The sequence below is a fragment of the Acidobacteriota bacterium genome, from assembly GCA_016195325.1.
Classification (GTDB): Bacteria; Acidobacteriota; Polarisedimenticolia; order JACPZX01; family JACPZX01; genus JACPZX01.
Window position 1 is genome coordinate 62,137 of sequence record JACPZX010000076.1, and the last position, 20,792, is coordinate 82,928.

At 69.3% G+C, this 20,792-nt stretch carries 22 protein-coding genes; 10 read left to right on the forward strand and 12 right to left on the reverse strand.

What is annotated here, in order from left to right; genetic code table 11:
• Positions 1–55: 55 nt before the first annotated feature.
• Genes HY049_14330 through HY049_14345 form a run of 4 tightly spaced genes read left to right on the forward strand, consistent with a single transcriptional unit; the run spans position 56 to position 2,471 of the window.
• Positions 56–1,084, forward strand: coding sequence for an alpha/beta hydrolase (locus HY049_14330; protein ID MBI3450076.1), 1,029 nt, complete (start codon positions 56–58; stop codon positions 1,082–1,084).
• On the forward strand, positions 1,081–1,512 hold the full coding sequence (locus HY049_14335) for a VOC family protein (protein ID MBI3450077.1): 432 nt from the start codon (positions 1,081–1,083) through the stop codon (positions 1,510–1,512). Before HY049_14330 ends, HY049_14335 begins: the two co-directional genes overlap by 4 nt.
• A gap of 56 nt (positions 1,513–1,568) precedes the next feature.
• Positions 1,569–1,949: a VOC family protein gene (locus tag HY049_14340; protein ID MBI3450078.1), complete on the forward strand. Its 381-nt coding sequence runs from the start codon at positions 1,569–1,571 to the stop codon at positions 1,947–1,949.
• 3 nt (positions 1,950–1,952) lie between these two features.
• Entirely contained in the window at positions 1,953–2,471 is a 519-nt protein-coding gene (locus HY049_14345; protein ID MBI3450079.1) for a DUF1697 domain-containing protein, read from the forward strand.
• A 16-nt stretch (positions 2,472–2,487) separates the two neighbouring features.
• Here the strand turns inward: HY049_14345 and HY049_14350 are convergent, their stop codons facing one another.
• Genes HY049_14350 through HY049_14365 form a run of 4 tightly spaced genes read right to left on the reverse strand, consistent with a single transcriptional unit; the run spans position 2,488 to position 6,477 of the window.
• Complete coding sequence (locus HY049_14350) at positions 2,488–3,543, reverse strand: putative sulfate exporter family transporter (GenBank protein ID MBI3450080.1); 1,056 nt, start codon at positions 3,541–3,543, stop codon at positions 2,488–2,490.
• A complete protein-coding gene (locus tag HY049_14355; GenBank protein ID MBI3450081.1) occupies positions 3,540–4,118 on the reverse strand; it encodes a cysteine dioxygenase family protein in 579 nt (192 codons plus the stop codon). The genes HY049_14350 and HY049_14355 overlap by 4 nt, the downstream gene beginning before the upstream one ends.
• Positions 4,115–4,354 (reverse strand): hypothetical protein, encoded by a 240-nt coding sequence (locus tag HY049_14360; GenBank protein MBI3450082.1) that lies wholly within the window; start codon positions 4,352–4,354, stop codon positions 4,115–4,117. Before HY049_14360 ends, HY049_14355 begins: the two co-directional genes overlap by 4 nt.
• A gap of 41 nt (positions 4,355–4,395) precedes the next feature.
• Positions 4,396–6,477 carry a S46 family peptidase gene (locus HY049_14365; protein ID MBI3450083.1) on the reverse strand — a complete coding sequence of 694 codons (2,082 nt, stop codon included), beginning with the start codon at positions 6,475–6,477 and terminating at the stop codon, positions 4,396–4,398.
• Positions 6,478–6,609: 132 nt separating this feature from the next.
• Here HY049_14365 and HY049_14370 point away from each other — a divergent pair, with 132 nt between their 5' ends.
• Positions 6,610–7,326 (forward strand): hypothetical protein, encoded by a 717-nt coding sequence (locus HY049_14370; protein MBI3450084.1) that lies wholly within the window; start codon positions 6,610–6,612, stop codon positions 7,324–7,326.
• A gap of 15 nt (positions 7,327–7,341) precedes the next feature.
• Here HY049_14370 and cysK read toward each other — a convergent pair whose 3' ends face one another.
• From cysK to HY049_14395, 5 genes are read right to left on the reverse strand one after another with little or no spacing between them, the layout of a single operon-like run.
• Positions 7,342–8,271, reverse strand: coding sequence for a cysteine synthase A (gene cysK / locus HY049_14375; protein ID MBI3450085.1), 930 nt, complete (start codon positions 8,269–8,271; stop codon positions 7,342–7,344).
• Positions 8,272–8,299: 28 nt separating this feature from the next.
• A complete protein-coding gene (locus HY049_14380) occupies positions 8,300–8,671 on the reverse strand; it encodes a cupin domain-containing protein (GenBank protein ID MBI3450086.1) in 372 nt (123 codons plus the stop codon).
• A gap of 12 nt (positions 8,672–8,683) precedes the next feature.
• Positions 8,684–9,127, reverse strand: coding sequence for a RidA family protein (locus HY049_14385; protein MBI3450087.1), 444 nt, complete (start codon positions 9,125–9,127; stop codon positions 8,684–8,686).
• A complete protein-coding gene (locus tag HY049_14390) occupies positions 9,124–9,915 on the reverse strand; it encodes a PhzF family phenazine biosynthesis protein (protein ID MBI3450088.1) in 792 nt (263 codons plus the stop codon). Before HY049_14390 ends, HY049_14385 begins: the two co-directional genes overlap by 4 nt.
• Before the next feature lie 13 nt (positions 9,916–9,928).
• The gene (locus HY049_14395; GenBank protein ID MBI3450089.1) at positions 9,929–10,231 is read right to left on the reverse strand and encodes a winged helix-turn-helix transcriptional regulator; all 303 of its coding nucleotides are present in this window, start codon (positions 10,229–10,231) and stop codon (positions 9,929–9,931) included.
• A 93-nt stretch (positions 10,232–10,324) separates the two neighbouring features.
• Here HY049_14395 and HY049_14400 point away from each other — a divergent pair, with 93 nt between their 5' ends.
• The 5 genes from HY049_14400 to HY049_14420 all read left to right on the forward strand — a co-directional run bounded on the left by HY049_14400 (position 10,325) and on the right by HY049_14420 (position 17,621).
• A complete protein-coding gene (locus HY049_14400) occupies positions 10,325–10,924 on the forward strand; it encodes a hypothetical protein (GenBank protein ID MBI3450090.1) in 600 nt (199 codons plus the stop codon).
• A 66-nt stretch (positions 10,925–10,990) separates the two neighbouring features.
• Positions 10,991–12,553: an insulinase family protein gene (locus HY049_14405; protein ID MBI3450091.1), complete on the forward strand. Its 1,563-nt coding sequence runs from the start codon at positions 10,991–10,993 to the stop codon at positions 12,551–12,553.
• 8 nt (positions 12,554–12,561) lie between these two features.
• Positions 12,562–14,763, forward strand: a complete 2,202-nt coding sequence (locus HY049_14410) for an insulinase family protein (protein MBI3450092.1) — start codon at positions 12,562–12,564, stop codon at positions 14,761–14,763.
• Positions 14,764–14,868: 105 nt separating this feature from the next.
• Positions 14,869–16,647 (forward strand): TonB family protein, encoded by a 1,779-nt coding sequence (locus HY049_14415; GenBank protein MBI3450093.1) that lies wholly within the window; start codon positions 14,869–14,871, stop codon positions 16,645–16,647.
• Entirely contained in the window at positions 16,644–17,621 is a 978-nt protein-coding gene (locus tag HY049_14420; protein MBI3450094.1) for a threonine/serine dehydratase, read from the forward strand. Before HY049_14415 ends, HY049_14420 begins: the two co-directional genes overlap by 4 nt.
• Here HY049_14420 and HY049_14425 read toward each other — a convergent pair whose 3' ends face one another.
• From HY049_14425 to HY049_14435, 3 genes are read right to left on the reverse strand one after another with little or no spacing between them, the layout of a single operon-like run.
• Entirely contained in the window at positions 17,622–18,065 is a 444-nt protein-coding gene (locus tag HY049_14425; GenBank protein MBI3450095.1) for a c-type cytochrome, read from the reverse strand.
• Entirely contained in the window at positions 18,062–20,101 is a 2,040-nt protein-coding gene (locus HY049_14430) for a c-type cytochrome (protein MBI3450096.1), read from the reverse strand. Before HY049_14430 ends, HY049_14425 begins: the two co-directional genes overlap by 4 nt.
• The gene (locus HY049_14435) at positions 20,101–20,790 is read right to left on the reverse strand and encodes a hypothetical protein (GenBank protein MBI3450097.1); all 690 of its coding nucleotides are present in this window, start codon (positions 20,788–20,790) and stop codon (positions 20,101–20,103) included. The genes HY049_14430 and HY049_14435 overlap by 1 nt, the downstream gene beginning before the upstream one ends.
• Positions 20,791–20,792: the final 2 nt, after the last annotated feature.

Consider the following 20,792-nt stretch of genomic DNA (forward strand, 5'->3'; position numbering starts at 1 on the left):
ACTCCGATGCGTAGGAAGGTCGTTGTCTGAACGCGCTCACTCGAGGAGGACGACGGTGACGAAATGGCTCTTTGGTCTCCCCGTGGTTGCCGCGGCGGCGGCCCTCTTTCTCTCTCTCGGCCTCGCGTTCGGCGAGGACAAGTGCATCCAGATCATGGTGCAGGACCCGGCGCTGGACGACCTCGTCGATCCGCCGGGATACCGGACCGCCCCGCTCGGAACTCTCGGCGCGGTGAAGCAGGTGGGGACCGGGGCCCAGCCCGTGATCCTGATCCCCGGCCTCGGCTTCGGCGGCGAGGTCTTCGACGAGCTGATGGACCGATGGAAGGGCCGCTACCGCATGTACGCCGTGACGCTCCCCGGCTTCGGCGGCACCGCCGCGCCGCCGAGCCCCGCCTCGAGCGTGAGCTTCGGCGACCAGACGTGGACGGACGGGGCGCTTCAGGCGATCGAGGAACTGGTCAAGCGCGAGAGGATCGAGCGCCCGATCGTCGTGGGTCACTGGCTGACGGGCACGCAGCTGGCGTTGCGCTACGCCATGAAGCACCCGGAGGCGACGCGCGCCGTCATCGTCCTCGCGGGCTCGGCACGCTTCGTCCCCACCGACACGACGTACCTGCCCGCCTACCCGCCTCTCGCGCAGCGCGTGGCCGCGCAGGATCGCTACATGGGGCCGAAGTGGTTCAAGACGGTGACGCGCGAGACCTGGGACGACAACAACTTCCTCCCCGGGGACTACGCCGTGAACCCGGTGCGCGGCCTGCGCCTGTGGCGCCAGGCGGCCCGCCCTCCGCTTCACGTGTGGGTGCGCTACCTCCTCGAGTTTTACTCGCAGGATGTCGCGCTCGAGCTCGACAAGCTGGCGAGCCCCACTCTGATCGTCGAGCCGGGTGTCGAGAACCGGACCGACGACCCGCGCAACAACTACATGTACGCGTTCACCCACGCGAGCTGGGAGGGGACACGGCCCTCGAGCTCGAGACTCCGGTTCGTCACGATTCCCGAATCCCGCGCCTGTCTCTGGTTCGATCAGCCTGATAAGCTGGATTCGGCCGTCGGCGAGTTCCTGGGGGGAAATCCATGACGAAGGCCATTCCGTCGAACATCTACCCGTCGATTTTCTACGACGACGCTCCCGCGGCGATCGAGTGGCTCTGCCGCGCGTTCGGATTCACGAAGCGGCTCGTCGTGCCGGGACCGGGCGGAACGGTCAGGCACTCCGAGCTCTCGCTCGGGCCGGGGGTGATCATGGTGGGTTCGGCCAGGATCGATGCCGGGCGGATCAGCCCTCGAGGTCTCTCGGGGCTCCACCAGGCGCTGTGCGTTCGGGTCGACAATCCCGACGCTCACCTCGCCAGGGCGAAGGCGGCGGGGGCGCTCATCACGCAGGAGCTGAAGGACGAGGAGTACGGCTCGCGCGGCTACATGGCGAAGGATCCCGAAGGGCACGAGTGGTACTTCGGCACGTACCTCCCGGGCGAGCACTGGGGAGAGTCGCCGAAGCGCTCGTGATGTATCGTGCGACCGACGATCCGCACCCGGCGTTCCGAATCCATGGAGATCACGCGATGTTCAGCAAGGTCGACTACATCATGGTGAACGTGTCCGACATGCGCCGCTCGGTCGCCTTCTACCGCGACACGATCGGCTTTCCGTTGAAGTTTGAATCGCCGGGGTGGACCGAGTTCAACACCGGCGCCTCCACGCTGGCGCTCCACCTCGCGGAGGTCGCCACGGGCGGCGGCGCCACGCAGAAGGCGCCCTGCGCCGGGAGCTGCTCGATCGGCTTCTCCGTGACGAACCTCGACACGACGGTCGCAGACCTCCAGAAGCGCGGCGCGCGCTTCGTCATCCCGCCGACGACGCAGGAGGCGGAGGGGATCCGCCTCGCGGTCTGCATCGACCCCGACGGCCTTGCCGTGTCGTTCGCGGAGCCGCTCAAGAAGTAGGCCATGGCCTCCGTCGTCTTCCTCAGAGCCGTCAACGTCGGAGGCCACGGCGTCTTCAAGCCCAGCCTCCTCGCGCGCGACCTCGCGGATCTCGACGTGGCCAGCCTCGGCGCCGCCGGCACCTTCGTCGTCCGCAAGCGCGCGAGCCAGGCGGCCGTCCGGAAGGCGTTCCTCTCGAAGCTGCCCGTCGAGACCGAGATGATGATCTGCAGCGACCGCGAGGTCCTCGAGCTCTTCGCCTCGGGTTTCAAGGACGCGGCGGCCGGGAAGGATGTCCGCCGCTTCGTCACCGTCCTCGCGCGAGAGCCGGCGGAGGACCCCAGGCTTCCGATCGTCGCGCCGGCCGCGGGCGCGTGGCAGGTCAAGGTCGTCGCGCTCGCCGGCCGCTTCGCTCTCAGCCTCCTGCGCCGCACCGAGGGGAAGCTCTTCTATCCGAACGCGGTGGTCGAGAAGGCGCTCGGCATCCCGGCGACGACCCGCGGCTGGGACACAATCGCCGCTGTCTGCGAGCTCCTGAAGTAGTCCTCGGGAACCGGGCTCAACCCCCCGCGGGGCCGAGGAGCTTGATGAGGAGGAGGCTCGCGAGCGACGTCGCCGCCGCCGTCGCGAACCCGATGTAGAGCGGCGCGAGGCCGATCTTCCGGAGCGAGGCGAGGCGCGTCCCCAGCCCCACCCCCGTCAGGGCGACGAGGATCAGGAACCCCGACGCCGTCTTCATGTCGTTCTGCAGATCCCGCCCCGTCGCCGTCGAAAGCGCCGCGAAGACGCCGAACGAGTTCAGAACCGCCATTCCCAGGAAGACCACCACGAAGAGCGGCACCGATTGCTTGAGCCGCTGGCCGAAGCTCGCCCTCGGCCCCTCGCCGGCGCGCTCGCGCGAGTGGAGAAGGCCCATCAGCACGATGACGCCCCCCATGAGCGCGTTCCGCGTGAGCTTCACCGCCGTCGCGACCTTTCCGGCCGCCTCGCTGTAGGCGAACCCCGTCGCGACGACCTGCGACGTGTCGTTCACCGCGGTTCCGGCCCAGGTGCCGAAGACGGCGTCGGGGAAGCCCAGGAAATGGCCGAGGATCGGGTAGACGAAGACGGCGAGGGTTCCGAAGAGGGTGTTCGTCGCCACCGCGAACGAGACCTCCTCGTCGCTGGCGTGGATCACCGGGGCGGTCGCGGTGATCGCGGAGTTCCCGCACACCGCCGTGCCGACGCCGATGAGGCTGGCGAGGCGCCCCGAGATCCCGGCGAGGCGCCCGAGGCCGTGCGAGACGGCGAGGGCCAGCGACATGAGCACCACGATCATGATCAGGGCCTTGCCGCCGATCGCCGCCACCTGCTGGAACGAGAAGCGCGCGCCGAGAAGGACGATCGCCACGCGGAGGAGCGTGTGGAACGAGAACTTGATCCCGGACGCGAGGCCCTTCGGCAGGGGAACCAGGTTGCCGACGACGAGCCCGAGAAGGACCGCCACGATCACCTCGCCGACGGGGTCGCCGATCTCTTTCGGCAGCATTCCGTGCGCGAGGCGCGCGATCGCGGCGACGACGAGCGTGAGGATCAGCCCCGGGACGATGTCGGCGCGGCGCGGCAGGGAGGTCACCCGGCGGTGTACGAGAGGTCGCAGTACTCGTAGCGGTAGCGCCCTCCCTCGGGGTGGAAGGCGGTGCACGACAGCATCTCGCCGCCGTAGACGTGGATCGTGGCGGCCTTGTTCGCAAAGGCGTTCTCGATCTTATGATAGTCGAACGGGGGGATCAGCGCGCCCGCCTCGCCGAACCCCGCCGTGACGCAGCCCGCCTCACGGAACTCGACCAGCGGCCCGTGCGTGAAGGGGACCATGTCGTACTGCGTGACGCGGATCTTCCCGAGGACGACGCACTCGACGCACCACATGCCGCAGTGATCGTGGATGGGAGTTCCCTGCCCGGGATCCCAGACCATGACGACGATGGTGAACCGGTCGGCGGGGTCTTTGTGGAGGAGGCGCCGGGCGTAGCGGTGGTTCGAGGGGACGAGGTACCGGGCGGGGAGGGAGTCGAGCACGCCGCAGTCCTTGATGAGGACGCTCTTGACGGCGTTCGTTATGCGGTTTCGATCACCGTCCGCGCCAACCGCCGCGTCGAGCTCGGCGACGAAGCTGGCGACCTGCGCGTCAGCGCGCGCTTCGGGCTTCATGCAGGCGTGATCCTCTCGGTCGGGGGGTTCGGAGCGGCGAGAGTCGCCCGATCGAGGATCGCCTCCACGATCGGCCCCTTCTTCCCCTGGCACGAGTAGTTGCCGTTGTCGAAGACGTTCACGAGCGCTCCCCCGTCGAGGCGGATCTGCGTCCCGGTGTTGTTGTCGAGCCGCGCCTCCTTCTTGACGCGGTATCCCGCCTCCACCAGGCTCCGTCGCGCAATCTCCACCGTCATCCGGAAACGTCCCCTTTCCCCGCGAAAGACCAGCCACTACCTTACTTCCCCCGGATCTCCTCCACCACCCTATCCGCGCCGTAGACCACGCGGAGCGCCTCGAGGATCCCCCGGCTGTCCACCGCCACCGCGCGGTTCAGCTTCGGATCGAACCAGTAGTTCCCGCCGATCGAGTGGATGTTTCCGTCGAAGAGGAGCCCGACGATCTCCCCGTTCCTGTTGACCGCCGGGCTCCCCGAGTTCCCCCCGACGATGTCGGTGTCGTTCGAGAAGTTGAACGGCGTGTCGAGCTTCAAATCTTTCTTCGCGTCGAGCCAGCTCTTCGGGAGGATGTACGGGAACCGCCCCGTCGCGCGATCGAAGAGGCCGGCGAAGGTCGTGAAGGGGGTGATTGTCTTGCGATCCTCCTCCCATCCCTTGACCGTCCCGAACGTCACGCGCGGCGTGAAGGTCGCGTCGGGGTAGGTCTTGGTCCCCTGGTCCTCGAAGATCGCCTGGGCCACCAGCTCCGAGCTCTTCCTCTCCGGGGCGTCCACCTGGTCCTCGTACGTCTTCCGGATGGCGCGGCCGTCGGCGTCCACGAGGCGGACGAGCTGGATCATCGGATCGTCCGACGCCTCGACCGCCTTCGCCCCCCCCTCCCACAGCTTCTTCCGCAGCTCCACGTCGTCGAGCTTGCTCTTGCCGACGGTGGCCGCCGCCATCTCCTCGGGGGATTGCTTCCCGAGGACCTTCTTCACGAACGGGTCGTCGGCGCCCAGGTCCTCGCGGAGCTTCGAGAGGGAGAACTCGAACGTGACCTGATCCAGGTCCCGGTGGTACGGCGCGGTCGAGAAGAGGCGCTGCTCGATGCCGGCAATGGCCGAGTCGCGGAACTCGCGGAACCTCTCGGCGCTGGGCTTCGCGCGCTCGGCGGCGCCGCGGACGAGGATGCGGGCGGCCCCGTACAGCTCGGAGGCGAAGCCGGAGCCTCGCTCCTCATAGCTCATCTGCTTGCGAAGCGCGGCCTTCGTCTCCTCCGCCTTCGAGATCTCGTCCCACGCCGCGCCGTACTTCGCCTGCTTCGCGGGGTCCGCGGCGATCCGATCGCGGAGCGCCTTCTCGGCCTTCGCCTTCTCGGCGAAGGCGCGCCGATCGAGAAGGGCGGCGAGCTCGCCGCGCTGCACCTTGATCCCGTTCTCGAGGAAGAGGAGCTCGTCCTGGCTGATCCTCTTCTGCTCGGGGCCGAGCTTGCCGAACTGCTCCAGGATGCCGCGCAGCTCGGCGCTCCGCTGGAGGGAGATCGGGTACGAGACGTCGCGCTGATACTCGAGCTGCGCGACGGTCAGGAGCCGGTCGGTGCCGCCGGGGTTGCCGGGGACGAAGATCGCGTCCCCTTCCTTCGGCCCCGTCGCGCTCCAGGTGAAGTGGTCGTCGGTCTTCAGCGGCTTGCCGTCGTCGTAGACGCGCAGGAGCGCCATGTCGAGGTTGTAGCGCGGGAAGTTGAAATTATCGGGGTCGCCGCCGAAGAAGGCGACGTCGTGCTCGGGGACGAAGACCAGCCTCACGTCGCGGTAGGTCCTGTACTTGTAAAGGTGATAGAGGCCGCCGTGGTAGAGGGAGACCGTGTCGCAGCGGTAGGTCTTGTCCGACGAGCACTCCTTCTCGATCCCGCTCATCGCGGCGCGCTGCGCCTTGATGAAGTCGGCTCCCTCGAGCCCGCTCGTGGCCCCCTTGATCCTGTCGGTCACGTCGGAGGTGGCGACGAGCTGGTTCACCTCCATCCCCTGGCAGACCTCCTCCTTCCCCTGCGACTTCGCGAGGAAGCCGTCCGCCTCGTAGTCCTTCGATCCGGTCGAGAGATCCTTCGCGCAGTCGACGGCGCAGTGGTAGTTCGTCAGGAGGAGCCCGCTTCCCGACACGAAAGACCCGGTGCACCCCGGGAGGCGCAGCGACGCGAGGCGCAGGTGCTTCAGGAACTCGTCGGTGACGTCGACCCCGTACCTATCTTTGACCGCGGCCTTCGGAAAGTTGTCGAACGTCCACATCCCCTCGTCGGCGACGGCGGGGCGGGTGGCGGCGAGGGAGGCGAGAGCGAGGGCCAGCGCGGCGGTCAGGGCGGCAGTCGGGAGGCGTCGTGTCATGGGAATGAGGTCTCCGTCGGTTCGGACTGTGGGGAATGGACGGTCCATTGTGCCCCGCGGGCGACGCGGGCGTCTACCGTCGGGCGAAACCGGGAGGGTCGGGCGGCGTAGGGGAAACCGGGAGGTTTCACCATGCGCTGTCTGAGGCTGATCGCGGTCACTCTGTCGCTCCTCGCCGGTCTTTCATCCCAGGCGGCGTCCCCGGCGTCCCCGGCGGCACCGGCCGTGGCGCGGGCGCCGCGCTCCCTCCCCCTCGACTCGGTCGAAGGGGTCAAGGCCTTCAACGTGAAGCCGGAGATCGCCAGCTACAAGGGGCGCCGCGCGATCCATCTCCTCGACAAGCCCGTCGAGGGATCCAGCCGGGGAGGCGGGGCTCTCGTCATCCTCCCGGAAACCGAGTTCAAGGACGGGACGATCGAGATCGAGGTGGCCGGCGCCCCGCGCGAGGGGGCGGCGGAGGGGGCGCGCGGGTTCATCGGCGTCGCCTTCAGGGTCAAGCCCGACGGCTCGAAGTACGAGTGCTTCTACCTCAGGCCCACGAACGGGCGCGCCGACGATCAGCTCCGCCGCAACCACTCGACGCAGTACATCTCGGAGCCGGGGTTTCCGTGGGAGCTGCTGCGGAAGGACGCACCCGGCATCTACGAGTCGTACGTCGATCTCGAGGCGGGCGCCTGGACGAGGATGAAGATCGTCGTCGAGGGGGTGAAGGCGAAGCTCTTCGTCAACGGCTCCGATCAGCCGGTGCTGATCGTGAGCGACCTGAAGCAGGGCGAGACCTCCGGCGCCATCGCGCTCTGGACCGGCCTGGACACCGACGGGTATTTCTCGAGCCTCACGATCCGCTGACGGTGGATCGGGACCCTATCGGCCTTCGGAGGGCGCGAAGAGCGAGGTCGTGATGTAGCGCTCGCCGGTGTCGGCGAGGAGCACCACGATTGTCGCGCCGGCCGACTCCGGTCGCGCGGCGACCGCCAGGGCGGCGTGGAGCGCGGCCCCCGAGGAGATGCCGGCGAGGATCCCCTCCTCGCGCGCGAGGCGCCTCGCGCCGTCGAACGCCTCGTCGTCCTCGACCACGATCACCTCGTCGAGGATGGCGCGATTGAGGACCTCGGGGATGAAGCCGATGCCGATCCCCGGCATCCTGTGCTGGCCCGCGGGGCGCCCCGACAGGACGGCGGCGCCGGCCGGCTCGACGGCGACGACGCGGACCGACGGCTTGCGCGCTTTCAGCACCTCACCGACGCCGGTGATCGTTCCCCCTGTGCCGACGGCCGACACGAACACGTCCACCAATCCGCCGGTGTCGCCCCAGATCTCGGTGCCGGTCGTGCGGCGGTGGACCTCGGGGTTCGCGGGGTTCCGGAACTGATCGAGAAGGACGGCCCCTGGCGTCTCGCGGGCGATCTGCCGCGCGCGCTCGATTGCGTCGGTCATGAGGATGCCGGGGGTGAGGATCACCTCGGCGCCGAGGTGCCGGAGCAGGGCGACGCGCTCCGTGGACATCGACGCGGGCATCGTGAGGATCAGGCGGTACCCGCGGATCGCGGCGGCGAAGGCGAGGCCGATGCCTGTGTTTCCGCCCGTCGCCTCGACGATCGTCCCGCCCGGCCTGAGGACGCCTCGCCTTTCGGCGTCCTCGATGAGGGCGATCCCGAGGCGGTCCTTCACGCTGCCGCAGGGATTCCGCATCTCCAGCTTCGCGAGAACGCGGCCGGGGAGCCCGGCGGCGACGCGCCGGAGCTCGACCATCGGCGTGCGCCCGACGGTTTCGGTGAGATCGCCGGGGATCATCGGCCCTCCATTCTCGCGACGCCCGCCGTCAATTCCCTGCGGGGAGCGCCCCTTCCTTAGACACGATGAGGACGGCGGTCCGCTGGGGGGCGCGCGTGCGGTGCTCGACCCCCTTCGGCACGGTGAAGCCGTGGCCCGCGGCCAGCTCCACGGTCCGTCCCTCGAGATCGACGAGGAGACGCCCCTCCACGACGTAGAAGAGCTCGTCCTCGCGGTCGTGGTGGTGCCAGTGGAACTCGCCCTGGACGACGGCGACCCTCACGAGCGACTCGTTGACGCGGCAGAGGGCCTGGTTAGTCCAGTCTCCGCGGCACGCCGCGACGACGGCGGGGACGTCGACGAGCTCGAGCGCCTCGTACTTCGGCTCCAGGTTGAAGACGTACGGACGTGTCTCGGCCATGCTTCCTCCCGTTCAGTCGACTTCGGCGATGAGATCGATCTCGACGCAGGCGTTCAGCGGGAGCTGCGCGCCGTACGACGTGCGCACGGGAGCGGCCGAAGCTCCGAAGACCTCGACGAGGAGATCGGTGGCGCCGTTCGCGACGAGGTGGTGCTCGGCGAAGCCGGGGGCGCCGTTCACGAGGACGGTCAGCTTAACGAGGCGGCGGACCCGGCCGAGGTCCTCGACCGCTCCCCGAAGCGTGCCCAGGAGATCGATGGCGACGCTCCGGGCCGCGGCGGTCGCTTCCTCTCTCGAGACCTCGGCGCCGACCTTCCCGGCCCAGGGAGCGCCGTTCTTCTTCGCGATGTGGCCGGAGAGGAAGACGAGAGGTCCCGATCGGACGGCGGCGAGGTACGAGCCGACGGAGGCGGTCGGCGGAGGGAGCGTGATTCCCAGTGCGTCGAGGCTCTTCATGCGAGGATCTCCGCGCGCATCACCGTGACCGCCTGCCCGGAGATGAGGACGCGGTCTGAGGCGAGCTCGACCTTGAGGACGCCGCCGCGCGAGGAGAGCTGCCGCGCCGTCATCTTCGATTTGCCGAGGCGCGCGCCCCAGAAAGGCGCCAGACAGGAGTGTGCCGATCCCGTGACGGGGTCCTCATCGACGCCGGCGGCGGGGGCGAAGAAGCGCGAGACGAAGTCGAAGTCGGGGGTCGCCGAGCGGCTCGTGACGATGACGCCGCGGGCGGGGAGGTGGGCGAACCCGCGAATGTCGGGATCGAGCGCGCGAACCGCCTCCTCGCTCTCGAGCTCGACGAGGTAGTCGAAGCGGCTCTTGGCCACATGGCGTGCGGGCGCGCGCAGCGATTCGAGGAGCTTCGCGGGAGGATCCACCTCGGCGGCCGGCGTCGCGGGGAAGTTCATCTCGATCCACTCCCCCTTGAGGTCCGCCGTGAGGAGGCCGCTCTTCGTCTCGAACCGCGCCTGCTCGGTGCGCGGCAGGTGGCCCCCCTCCCACAGGGCGTGGGCGGCGGCGAGCGTCGCGTGGCCGCAGAGCTCCATTTCGACCGTCGGCGTGAACCAGCGGAGGCCGAAGCCCCGGCTCTGCGGGATCACGAAGGCCGTCTCCGCGAGGTTCATCTCGCGCGCGACGTGCTGCATCCACGCGACGTCGCGCTCGCGCGCGAGGATGCAGACCCCCGCGGGGTTGCCGGCGAAGGGCGCGGCCGTGAAGGCATCGATCTGAACGATGGGTGTCGACATGTCCCCTCCTTTCTCACCACGCCGAGCGAAACTGGCGCTTCACCTCGGCGATGCGTTTTTCCTCCCGGCGGTAGAACGTCCACTGCCGGATTCTCTTCCCCTTCAGGAGCCCCGCGTGCACGAGGATCCTGAGGTGCTCGCTGGCCGTCGGCTGGCTCACGCCGAGCTTCTCGGCGATGCGAAGGCCGCAGACGCCGTCCCGAACAAGATCTCCGTAGACCTGGGGCTCGAAGTGCGATCGGGGCGCCTTGAGCCAGTTGAGAATCTGGAGGCGCCTCTCGTTCGAGAGGGCTTTGATGACGTAGGCACTTAGCATATTGGCTAATTTGCCACATGGCTAAGTTCTTGTCAAGGGCCGGGCGGGCCGTTCCGTTGACCGGCGGCTCCCGCGGGCCCTAGTCTGGCGGCGATGACCGAGCCGTCGTGGGTCCAACCCGCCCTCTTCCTCGTCCCCGGCCTCGTCCTGATGGCCGCGATCCTCGTCCTCCTGCGCATCAGGCTCCGCGGGAAGATCGCCCCCCTCGAGCAGGCGCTCGACGGCGGCCAGGCGGAGATCTCCGGTGTCCTCGCGCCGACCCTCAGCGGGCGCTTCCGCGATCGCGAGGCGTCGTTCCGGCTGACGCCGGGTGGGAAGAACCGGCCACCCCGGTTCGCCATCCGCCTCGCGTGCCCGGAATCCGTGGCCTTCGACATCCGTCGGGAGGACCTCGGCACGAAGCTCGCGAAGCGGCTCCACCTCATGAGCGACGTCGAGATCGGCGATCCGGTACTCGACGCGAAGCTCGTCTTTTCGTCGAAGGAGCCCGACGCGCTCGTCCGCCTCATGTCCGCGGCCGAGCCCAAGGCGGCCGTCGCGTCGCTGCTTCTCGATCTCGCCGTCGATCGCCTCGCGTTCGAAGGGGAGCTGCTCGTCGCAGAGCATGTCCGCTACGGCGACGGGGATCTCGACCCTTCGCGCGTCCGCCAGGTCCTCGAGCGGATGGAGATCGTCGCGCGGGCCCTCCCGTAGGTATAATGGCCCCTTCCGGATCACGGTCCCGCCCCGCCACAAACTCGTCCTCCAAGAGGTGACGTGATGCACATCGCTCCACGCAGGATCCCCGGGCGCGCGGTCGCCGGGACGGCGCTCGGGCTCCTGGCCCTCGCGCTGCTCTTCGCCGCCCCCGCCCCCGCCGAGGCGCAGAGCCTCGGCGAGTTCGAGAAGAACGTGACGGTTCACACGCTGGCCAACGGATGGACCTTCATCATCGTCGAGCGGCCCGTCGCCCCGGTCTTCACCTTCGCGACGTACGTCGACGTCGGCAGCGCCCAGGAGGTGCCGGGGATCACCGGCATCGCGCACATGTTCGAGCACATGGCGTTCAAGGGGACCGAGAAGATCGGGACGAGTGATTTCGAGAAGGAGAAGGTCGCTCTCGCGAAGATCGAGACGACCTACAGGGCCTACGACACCGAGCGCCGGAGCGCGAAACCCGATGCCGCGAAGCTCAAGGATCTCGAGAAGTCCTGGAACGACGCTCAGGACGAGGCCGAGAAGTTCGTCGTGAAGAACGAGTTCGACGAGATCATCGACACGCAGGGCGGCGTGGGACTCAACGCCGGCACGAGCAACGACTCGACCGTCTACTTCTACTCCCTCCCGGCGAACAAGCTCGAGCTGTGGGCGTACCTCGAGTCGGATCGTTTCATGAGGCCGGTGTTCCGCGAGTTCTACAAGGAGCGCGACGTCGTCAAGGAGGAGCGGCGCATGCGCACCGAGAGCCAGCCGGTCGGGCGCCTCTTCGAGCAGTTCCTGGCCGCGGCCTACATCGCGCACCCGTACGGCATGCCCGTCGTCGGCTACATGAGCGATCTGAACGCCTTCTCGCTCACGGACGCCGAGGCCTTCTACAAGAAGTACTACGTGCCGGCGAACATCACGACCGCGATCGTCGGCGACGTGAAGGCCGCCGAAGTGATCCCCATGATCGAGAAGTACTTCGGCAGGATTCCGAAGGGGGAGCAGCCCCCTCCCGTCCGCACCGTCGAGCCGCCGCAGAACGGCGAGAGGATGGTCCGGCTCAAGGACCCGGCGCAGCCCGTCTACCTGGAGGGCTACCACATCCCCGGCGTCAACAATCCCGACGACGAGGTGTACGACGCGATGGCGACGATCCTGGGCGGCGGGCGCACGTCGCGCCTGTACCGCGGCCTCGTGAGGGACAAGCAGATCGCGTCAGTCATCCAGGCTTTCCCCGGATTCCCGGACGGGAAGTACCCGAGCCTCTTCGCCGTCTTCGCCTTCCCGGCGAAGGGCCACACGACCGACGAGGTGCGCGACGCGATCCACGGCGAGCTCGACAGGCTCCGCAAGGAGGACGTCAGCGACGCCGAGCTCGCGATGGTCAAGGCCCGCGCCAAGGCCGATCTGATCCGGAGCCTCGCGAGCAACGGTGGGCTGGCGCAGAACCTCAGCCAGAACCAGGCGCTCTCCGGCGATTGGCGCGAGCTGTTCCGGGGCGTCGACCGGCTCGACAAGGTCACCAAGGCCGACATCAAGAGGGTGGCGAACACGACCTTCCTCGAGACGAACCGGACGGTCGGCATCATCGAGACGACGGGCAGCGCGGCCTCCAGGCCGGCGCCGGCCGGGGAGTAGGAGCGAACATGACGACGATGCACACCACGAAGAAGATCGTCCTCGCGGCCGGGCTGCTCGCCGCGGCGGCGGCTTTCCTGGCCGCGACGCCCGGCGCGCTCGCCCAGGCCACCGACTGGAAGCAGATCAAGTCGCCGGCCCTCAAGTCGTTCGCCATCCCGAGCCCCGAGCGCTACGTCATGAAGAACGGGGTCGTCGTGATGCTCTTCGAGGATCACGAGCTGCCGCTCATCGACGTCACCGCCCGGGTTCACACCGGCGGCAAGCTCGAGCCGGCCGACAGGACGGGCCTCGCCGGGATCACCGGCACCGTCATGCGCACCGGAGGCGCGAAGGGGAAATCCGGCGACGAGATCGACGACTGGCTCGACGCGCGCGGCGCGCGCATCGAGACGTCCATCTCGAACGAGGCGGGCTCCGCCTCCGCCTCGTGCCTCAAGGGCGATTTCCCGGACGTCGTGCAGCTCTTCGCCGACGTCCTCCGCGCCCCGTCGTTCGACGAGGCGAAGCTGAAGGTCGCGAAGAACCAGGCGATGAGCGCCATCTCGCGGCGCAACGACAACCCGATGGGGATCATGTTCCGCGAGGGGAACCGCCTCGTGTACGGGCCGGACAGCCCGTACGCCCGGAACCCAGAGTACGCCACGATCTCGGCGATCTCCCAGGCGGATCTGAAGGCCTTCCACGCGAAGTACTACATGCCGAACCGGCTCCTGATCGGCGTGACGGGCGACTTCGACTCGAAGGAAATGAAGGCGCAGCTCGAGAGGGTCTTCGGCGACTGGGCGAAGGGCCCCGAGTTCAAGGACCCCGAGGCCGCCTACCAGAAGGCGCCGAAGCCCGGGTACTACCGGGTCGTGAAGAGCGACATGACGCAGTCCGACGTCATCATGGGGCACCTCGGCGTCCGCCAGGACAACCCCGACCTGTTCGCCATCGAAGTGATGAACGAGGTCCTCTCCGGCTCATTCGCGTCGCGGCTCTTCACGAACGTCCGCACCAAGAAGGGTCTCGCCTACGCCGTGCGGGGCTCGATGGACGGTGAGTTCGACCACCCCGGCACCTTCAACGTGTGGGTGACGACGAAGACCGAGACGACCGGCGCCGCGATCGACGCCCTGCTCGAGGAGGTGGACGGCATCGTGAACCGCCCCGCCACCGAGGACGAGGTCACGAAGGCGAAGCAGTCGATCCTCAACTCGTTCATCTTCAATTACGACTCGCGCGCCAAGGTCATGCGCCAGCAGCTCACGTACGAGTACTACGGCTACCCGCGCGATTTCCTGGCAAGGTTCAAGGAGAACATCGAGAAGGTCACGACGCCCGACGTGGCGCGCGTGGCGAAGCAGTACGTCCACAAGAGCGATCTCGCGATCCTCGTCGTCGGGAAGAAGGACGGTCTCGACAAGCCCCTCGAGTCGTACGGCAAGATCGCCGATCTCGACATCGCCATCCCCGAGTCTTCCTCGGCGGGAACCGCCGTCGCAGCGGCCCCCGGGGTCAGCGACGCCGAGGCGGCCTCGAAGGGGGCGGCGCTCGTCACGAAGGCGGTCGGGGCGCTGGGCGGCGCCGAGAAGGTGGACGCCATCAAGAGCCTCCGCATCGTCGAGCAGTCGAACGTGAGCACCCCCCGGGGGGAGATGAACCTGAAGGGGACGCGCACCTTCGTCTATCCCGACAAGGTGCGCCAGGAGATGACGACGCCGATGGGCCCGGTGACGTTGGTGGCGACGCCGGGAGACGCTTTCATGAGCGGGCCCATGGGGGTGCGGCAGCTGCCCGACTCCCAGCGCGCCGAGATGCTGAAGGCGCTCAAGCGGAGCCCGCTCCTCCTTTTCCGCCACCGGGCGGAGCCGACCTTCTCGGCGAAGTTCGGCGGCACCGCGGACGTCGACTCGGTGAAGGCCGATCTCCTCAACGTCACGTACGAGGGGGAGACGATCCGGCTCTTCCTCGATCCGGTGACGGGCCGCGTCCTGCGGGCCGCGTCGAAGGGCCCCGGGCCCGGCGGCGCCCCCGCCGATCTTCTCGCCTCGTACTCCGACTACCGCGACGTGTCGGGGATTCCCTTCCCGTACGTCACGAAGATCACCGTCGACGGAGAGCCGCTCTCCTCGACGACCGCCGAGGAGATCTCGGTGAACGTCACCGTGGACGACTCCCAGTTCACGAAGCCCGCCGGCGCGGCGTCGCCGAGCGGCGGGAACTGATCGCGATCTGAAGTCCGTCCGGGGGCGGAGCGCTCCGCCCCCGGACTCGTCCCGCACGCTCCCCCGACGCCACGTGGACCGGGGACCCGGCTATAATCGCGCCCGATGGCCGTCTGTCTCGAGTGCGGGTTCGACGGAAAGACTGAAGGGGCCGCCTGCCCGAAGTGCGCGGCCGCGCCGACCGTCAAGGGCGCTCCGCTGTCCCCACCGCTTCCCCCCGCCTCTTCCTCCGCCTCGGACGCGTTCCTCCCCGGGGCCACGCTCGCCCGCAAGTACGAGATCCGCAGGCGCCTCGGCGTGGGGGGGTTCGGAGTCGTCTACCTCGCCCACGACATCGGCCTCGACAAGGACGTCGCGGTCAAGGTGCTGCAGGTCTCCGATCCGTCCACGATGGAGGGCTCGGAGGCCAAGAAGCGGTTCCTCCGCGAGGCGAGGGCTCTCGCGCGGCTCGACACGCACCCGAACATCGTCCGCGTGATGAGCGTCGACGAGGAGAAGGGCGTGCCGTACTTCATCATGGAGTACGTCCCCGAGGGAACGCTCCTCGACCTCCTCCGGAAGGGGCCGCTCCCCCCGGCGCGGGCCGCCGCAATCTGCGCCGACGTCTCGGCGGCGCTCGCGGCCGTCCATGCCACAGGGATCATCCACCGCGATCTCAAGCCCGCGAACATCTTCATCAAGGGGGAGCGCGCGATGCTCGGCGATTTCGGCATCGCCCGCGTCGCGCACGAGTCGACCCTCACCGTCGGCTCCGGCATGCCGGGGACGCCGATGTACATGTCGCCCGAATCCCTCCTCGGCAGGGAGGTGGACGGGCGCTCGGACATCTTCTCGCTCGGCTGCGTCCTGTACGAGTCGATCACGGGCTCGGTCCTCTTCAAGGGAGACGCGCTCGGCCAGGTGGTCTCGCGGATCGTCGATCCGGCCGACGTCGATCTGAAGCCGCTGCGCGACGCGTTCCCGGCCCCGATCCTCGGCGTGCTGAAGCGATCGCTCGCCAAGCGGGTCAGCGAGCGCTACCCGTCGGCGCGGTTCATCGAGAGGGATCTGCGGGCTTTCGCCGGCGGGGCGTCCTCGGCGCCGGGATCGTCCCCCGTGAAGGTGAGCGCCGACGCGCTGAGGGCGGTGACGCTCGGCCCCGGCGCCTCCGGGATCAGGATGCCCGAGCCTCGCCCCGCGAAGCGCGCCTCGGACTCGCGGAGCCTGGTCCTCGCCTCGGGCGCGCTCGTCCTCGCGGCCGCGGCCCTCTGGTTCGTGGTGAGGTCGTCGGCCAACCGCCCCGAGGTCGCCGCGCCGCTGCCCCCGCGGCACGCCGCGGGCCCGAACGCGGCCGGCGCCACGCCGTCGGGCCGCGAGACCACCGCCGCCACGGAGCCGCCCCTCGAGGGGGCCGCGACGTCGGCGGAGCCCGGCACCCCCGCGAAGAACGTCGACATCCAGGTGGATCTCGACTCGTCGGTCCGCACCGAGGGCGCGCCGAGGGCACCCGCCTCCGGCGCCGAGGTCTCCGCCGACTTCCGTCCCGTCCGCTCCGATGACGCGATTGCGAAGCGCGTTCGCCCCGGCCGGCTTGGCGCGGGCGAGGTGCGGCCGACGCTCATGCGCGACGACATGCAGGCGCCCGAGGTCATCAACAGGGTCGAACCCGAGTACCCCGAGGGGGCGCGCCAGGCGGGGGAGGAGGGGATGGTCGTCGTGGAGGTCGTCGTCGATCGATCGGGGGAGGTGGCGGCGGCCCGCGTCGTGAAGGGGAACCCCTTCTTCGATGACGCGGCCCTCGCCGCCGTGAGGCAGTGGCGCTTCCGCCCCGCCATGGACGGGGGGCGCCCCGTGAAGATGGTCGGGACGGTGACGGTGGACTTCAGGATGAAGCCGCACTCGTGAGCGGATGGCCGATCACCTTTCAGGACGTCCTCGCGGCGCGGCGCCGCATCCGCCCCTACCTTCCCGCGACGCCGCTGCGACGGTACGCGCCCCTCGAGACGGCGGTGGGAGGGGGCATCCAGATCGCCGTCAAGCACGAGAACCACAACCCGACGAACGCCTTCAAGGCGCGAAACGGCCTCTCCGTCCTCACCGCCCTCGGAGCCGACGAGATGCGGCGCGGCGTCATCGCGGCGACGCGGGGGAACCACGGGGCGGGGGTGGCGTGGGCGGCGGCGCGGTTCGGCGTCGCGGCCACGATCTGCGTGCCGCGCGGGAACAACCCGGAGAAGAACGAGGCGATGCGCGGCTTCGGGGCCGTGCTGATCGAGGAAGGGCGCGACTACGACGAATCGGTCGCCGTCGCGTCCCGGCTCGTCGCCGAGCGCGGGCTCCGCATGATTCACTCGAGCAACGATCCGCTCATCATCGCCGGCGCGGCGACCTTCACGCTCGAGATCCTCGAGGAGCTGACGGCACTCGATGCGATGGTGATCGCGGTCGGCGGGGGCTCGCAGGCGGTCGGCGCGATGACGGTCCTCCGGGCGCTGAAGCCCGACGTCGAGGTCTTCGGCGTGCAGGCCGCGGGGGCGCGCGCCATCTACGAGTCGTGGAAGGCCCGCACGCCGGTCGCCGGCCTCGGCGCCGAGACCTTCGCCGACGGCCTCGCGACGCGCGGCGTCTACGAGGGGACCTTCGACGCCCTGTGCGAGGGGCTCACCGACTTCGTCACCGTCTCCGAGGCCGAGATCGCCGAGGCGCTGCGGATCCTTCTCTCGACGACGCACAACCTCGTCGAGGGGGCCGGGGCGGCCGGCCTCGCAGGCCTCATGACGCTTCGCGACCGGCTGAAGGGAAAGACCGTCGCGATCGTTCTCTCGGGCGGCAACATCGACGCCGCGACGCTGAAGCGCGTCGTGAACCGCGAGATCTGATCAGGGGGCGGCGGCTTTCAGCGTCCGAAGGAACGTGACGATGTTGCGTATCCTCCTCTCGCCGAGGGTGCGCCCCCACGGCGGCATCCCCGTCGAGAGGCCCGCGACGCCGCCCCCCGATCGGATCACTCCCGCCAGATCGTCGTCGCTCCGCTTCCTCTGGAACGCGGGGTCCGAGAGATCCCTGGGCTTCGGATCGAGGTTGTAGGCGTTCAGCCCGTCCCCCTGCCCTTCGTCGCCGTGGCACGTGGCGCAGTAGTGGTGGAAGAGGGCTTGTCCTTCGCGCGCGCCGTACGGAAGCGGTGGGACGGGCATCTTGAAGGCCGGGGCGACTCCCGCGTTCGGGTCCGGCGCCGCCGTCACGCCGACGCCCCGCCCGCCGACGAGCGCGATCGCCGCGAGGGCGACGGACACGACGAGGACGAGCGCGCCGCGCGGCTTCATCGTGCGCTCCCGGCGGGCTTCGAGGCTCCCGCCGCGGCGGGCGGCGGCGGGATCGACATGACGTAGGCCGCGAGATCGCGCGCGTCATCGTCCGCAAGTCCGAAGTCGGCGCAGCGCACGTCGGCGCGCCACCGCTGCGGCCCCTTGAGCCAGCGGAAGACGAACCCCGACTTGAGCCGCGATCCCGCGCCGTCGAGGAGCGGCCCGTAGTACCCCCCCTTGCCGTCCACCATGTGGCAGTTCCGGCAGCCGAACCTCTCGTGGAAGAGAGTGCGCCCCCTCTCCACCTGCGCGGCGGGAAGTCCGCCGGAAAAGATCTCCTCGGCGGTGTCGTTGTCCACGTACACGTTCTCCATGAAGTCCGCGAGAAACGCCGCCTCCTCCTGCGGCATGCGCAGCGGGATCATCCGGTCCGTGAGAATGGGGCGGATGGTGCTCGGCAGCAGGAGGTACTTGAGGAGCCAGTCGCGCTTCACGCGGCTTCCCTCGAAGGTCAGCGGCGCGTTCGAGATGTCGCCGCCGGCCCCCTGCACCTGGTGACAGGAGAGGCATCGGTAGCGGCTCACGAGCGCCCCGAACCTTCCGGGGGGCGCGTCGTGCGGATCGGGGCTCTCGACGCGATAGGCCTGCGGGACGCTGTCGCGCCCGGCCGAGAGGAGCGCCGTCACGATCGCCTCGGTGTCGCTCCCGGTGAGCTTGAACTCGGGCATCCTGAGCCCCTCGCGGAACGACCGCGGCGCGGTCACCTTCGCGGCGAGGTAGTCGGGGAGGCGGCGCGGGAGATCGTCCCTCACGCCGAAGTCGATCAGAGCGACCGCCTTGTCGCCGATCCCCGTCAGATCGGGGCCGGTCGGCGCCGCATCGCCGCGCCCCGAGAGGCGGTGGCATCCGCCGCAGCCGTACTTCTTGTAGACCGCCTCCCCCTCGGCGATCGCCTTCTGCGAAGGGTGAATCGGGGGACCGGGGGCCGGCGCCGAGTTGTCGGTCATCTCGTCCATCAGGTACTGGCTGAGATCGAGCAGGTCCTGGCGGCTGAAAGCGTACCGCGGCATCCTCGTCGCCGGCTGGAGGGCCTCGGGGTCTGCGAGGAATTCGATGAGCCACCGGCGGTTGACCTTCGACGCGACGCCGGAAAGCTCCGGGGCGCTGCCGTTTCCGCGCCCCTCGATGGTGTGACACGAGACGCAGCGCGACTCTCCGAAGAGCGTTTTTCCCCGCGCGGCGTCGCCGGCGGGGACGACGTCGCCTGCGGCGGGGGCGCGCGACGCCCGCGGCGGCCGCGCCCAGAGGAAGGCGACGAGCGGCTCGATCTCCTCCGGGGGGAGATGGAAGTCGGGCATGAGCGTCCCCTCGCGGAGGCTCGACGGCGACTTGAGCCACGCCGCGATCCACGCGGGGTACGTCTTCGCCGACAGGCCGTCGAGATCCGGCGCCTCGCTCCGCCACCCTTCGTGCCCGCGCATCCGGTGGCAGCCGAAGCACCCCGCGCGCGTCATGAGCGCGCGCCCGCGCGACAGCAGCGACGCCTCGGGAACGGCGTCCCCCGCATGACAGCGTCCGCAGGAGGCCTCGGTGTAACGGACGGGGAGGAGGGGTGAGCTCCAGTCGGCGACGTCGCCGTGCGCCTCGGCCACGCTGGTCGCGCGCCCCTGCCCGAGGTGGCAGCTCACGCAGCCGAACCTGTCGAAGTCGCCGGGAGTGTGCGGGGTCAGGGGATGGGATCGGAAAGGCTCCGGTGCCCCCGCCATCTTCGCGTTCTCGACTCCGAGGTGGCAGCTCGTGCAGCGATCGACCCGCCGGTCGAATTCCGGAATGAAGAACTGGCGGATGCCGACGGTGAGCGCCGAGGCCGCCTTCAGCTCCTGCGCGGAACCGGCGCCGTCCAGGAGCTTCTGCCTGTAGGCGGTCTGGTACGCCCGGTACTCGCGGAAGTAGTCCTTCACGGGCGAGATCGCCAGCACGCCGACGAAGGCGACGCTCGACACGGCGAAGGCGAGCCAGAGGCGATCGGATCGCCCGTCGTGGTGGCCGGCCATCAGTGCGCTCCCCCGGCCCACGGCCACACCCACGACCAGCCGGGTCCACGGAAGAGCGTGCCGATCACGGTGAGGATCACGACCACCGAGACGAACCAGTGCATGATCCAGTCCGCGAGCGGGACGCGCGCGAGCCACTTCTTCACACCTTCCGGGCAGACGGGAAGCGCGGGGAGGGACATCGCGGCGAAGACGACGAGCGTCGGGACGAGGACGGGCCAGACGTGGTACGCGACGAGGATCGCGCTCACGACGGCCACGAGCGCCGTGAGGAAGGCGAGGCTCCGCCTCCACGGCCGCTCGTAGAAGCCGACCACCTCGAGGTTGATGCGGAAGTAGGGGATGACGACGATACCAATCACCGCCAGCGCGGGGAGGAGGATCCCCGCCACGATCGGCGGGAAGTAGTGGAGGAGCTCCTGGAGGCCGAGGAAGTACCACGGGGCCTTCGCGGGGTTGGGGGTGTGCGATGGATCGGCGATCCCCTCGAGCGGCGCGTCGAAGACCAGGGAGACGATCGCGAGGGCGATCACGCACGCCTGGAAGAGGATCACCTCCCGGATCAGGAGGTGCGGCGCGGTCATCCACGTCTCCTCGCGATCCTCGAGGAGCCGTGCGGGGGCCTCCCGCCGGATCAGGGCGATCCGCTTCGGCACCGCCTTCGCGTCGCTCGTCTTCACGAGATCCATGG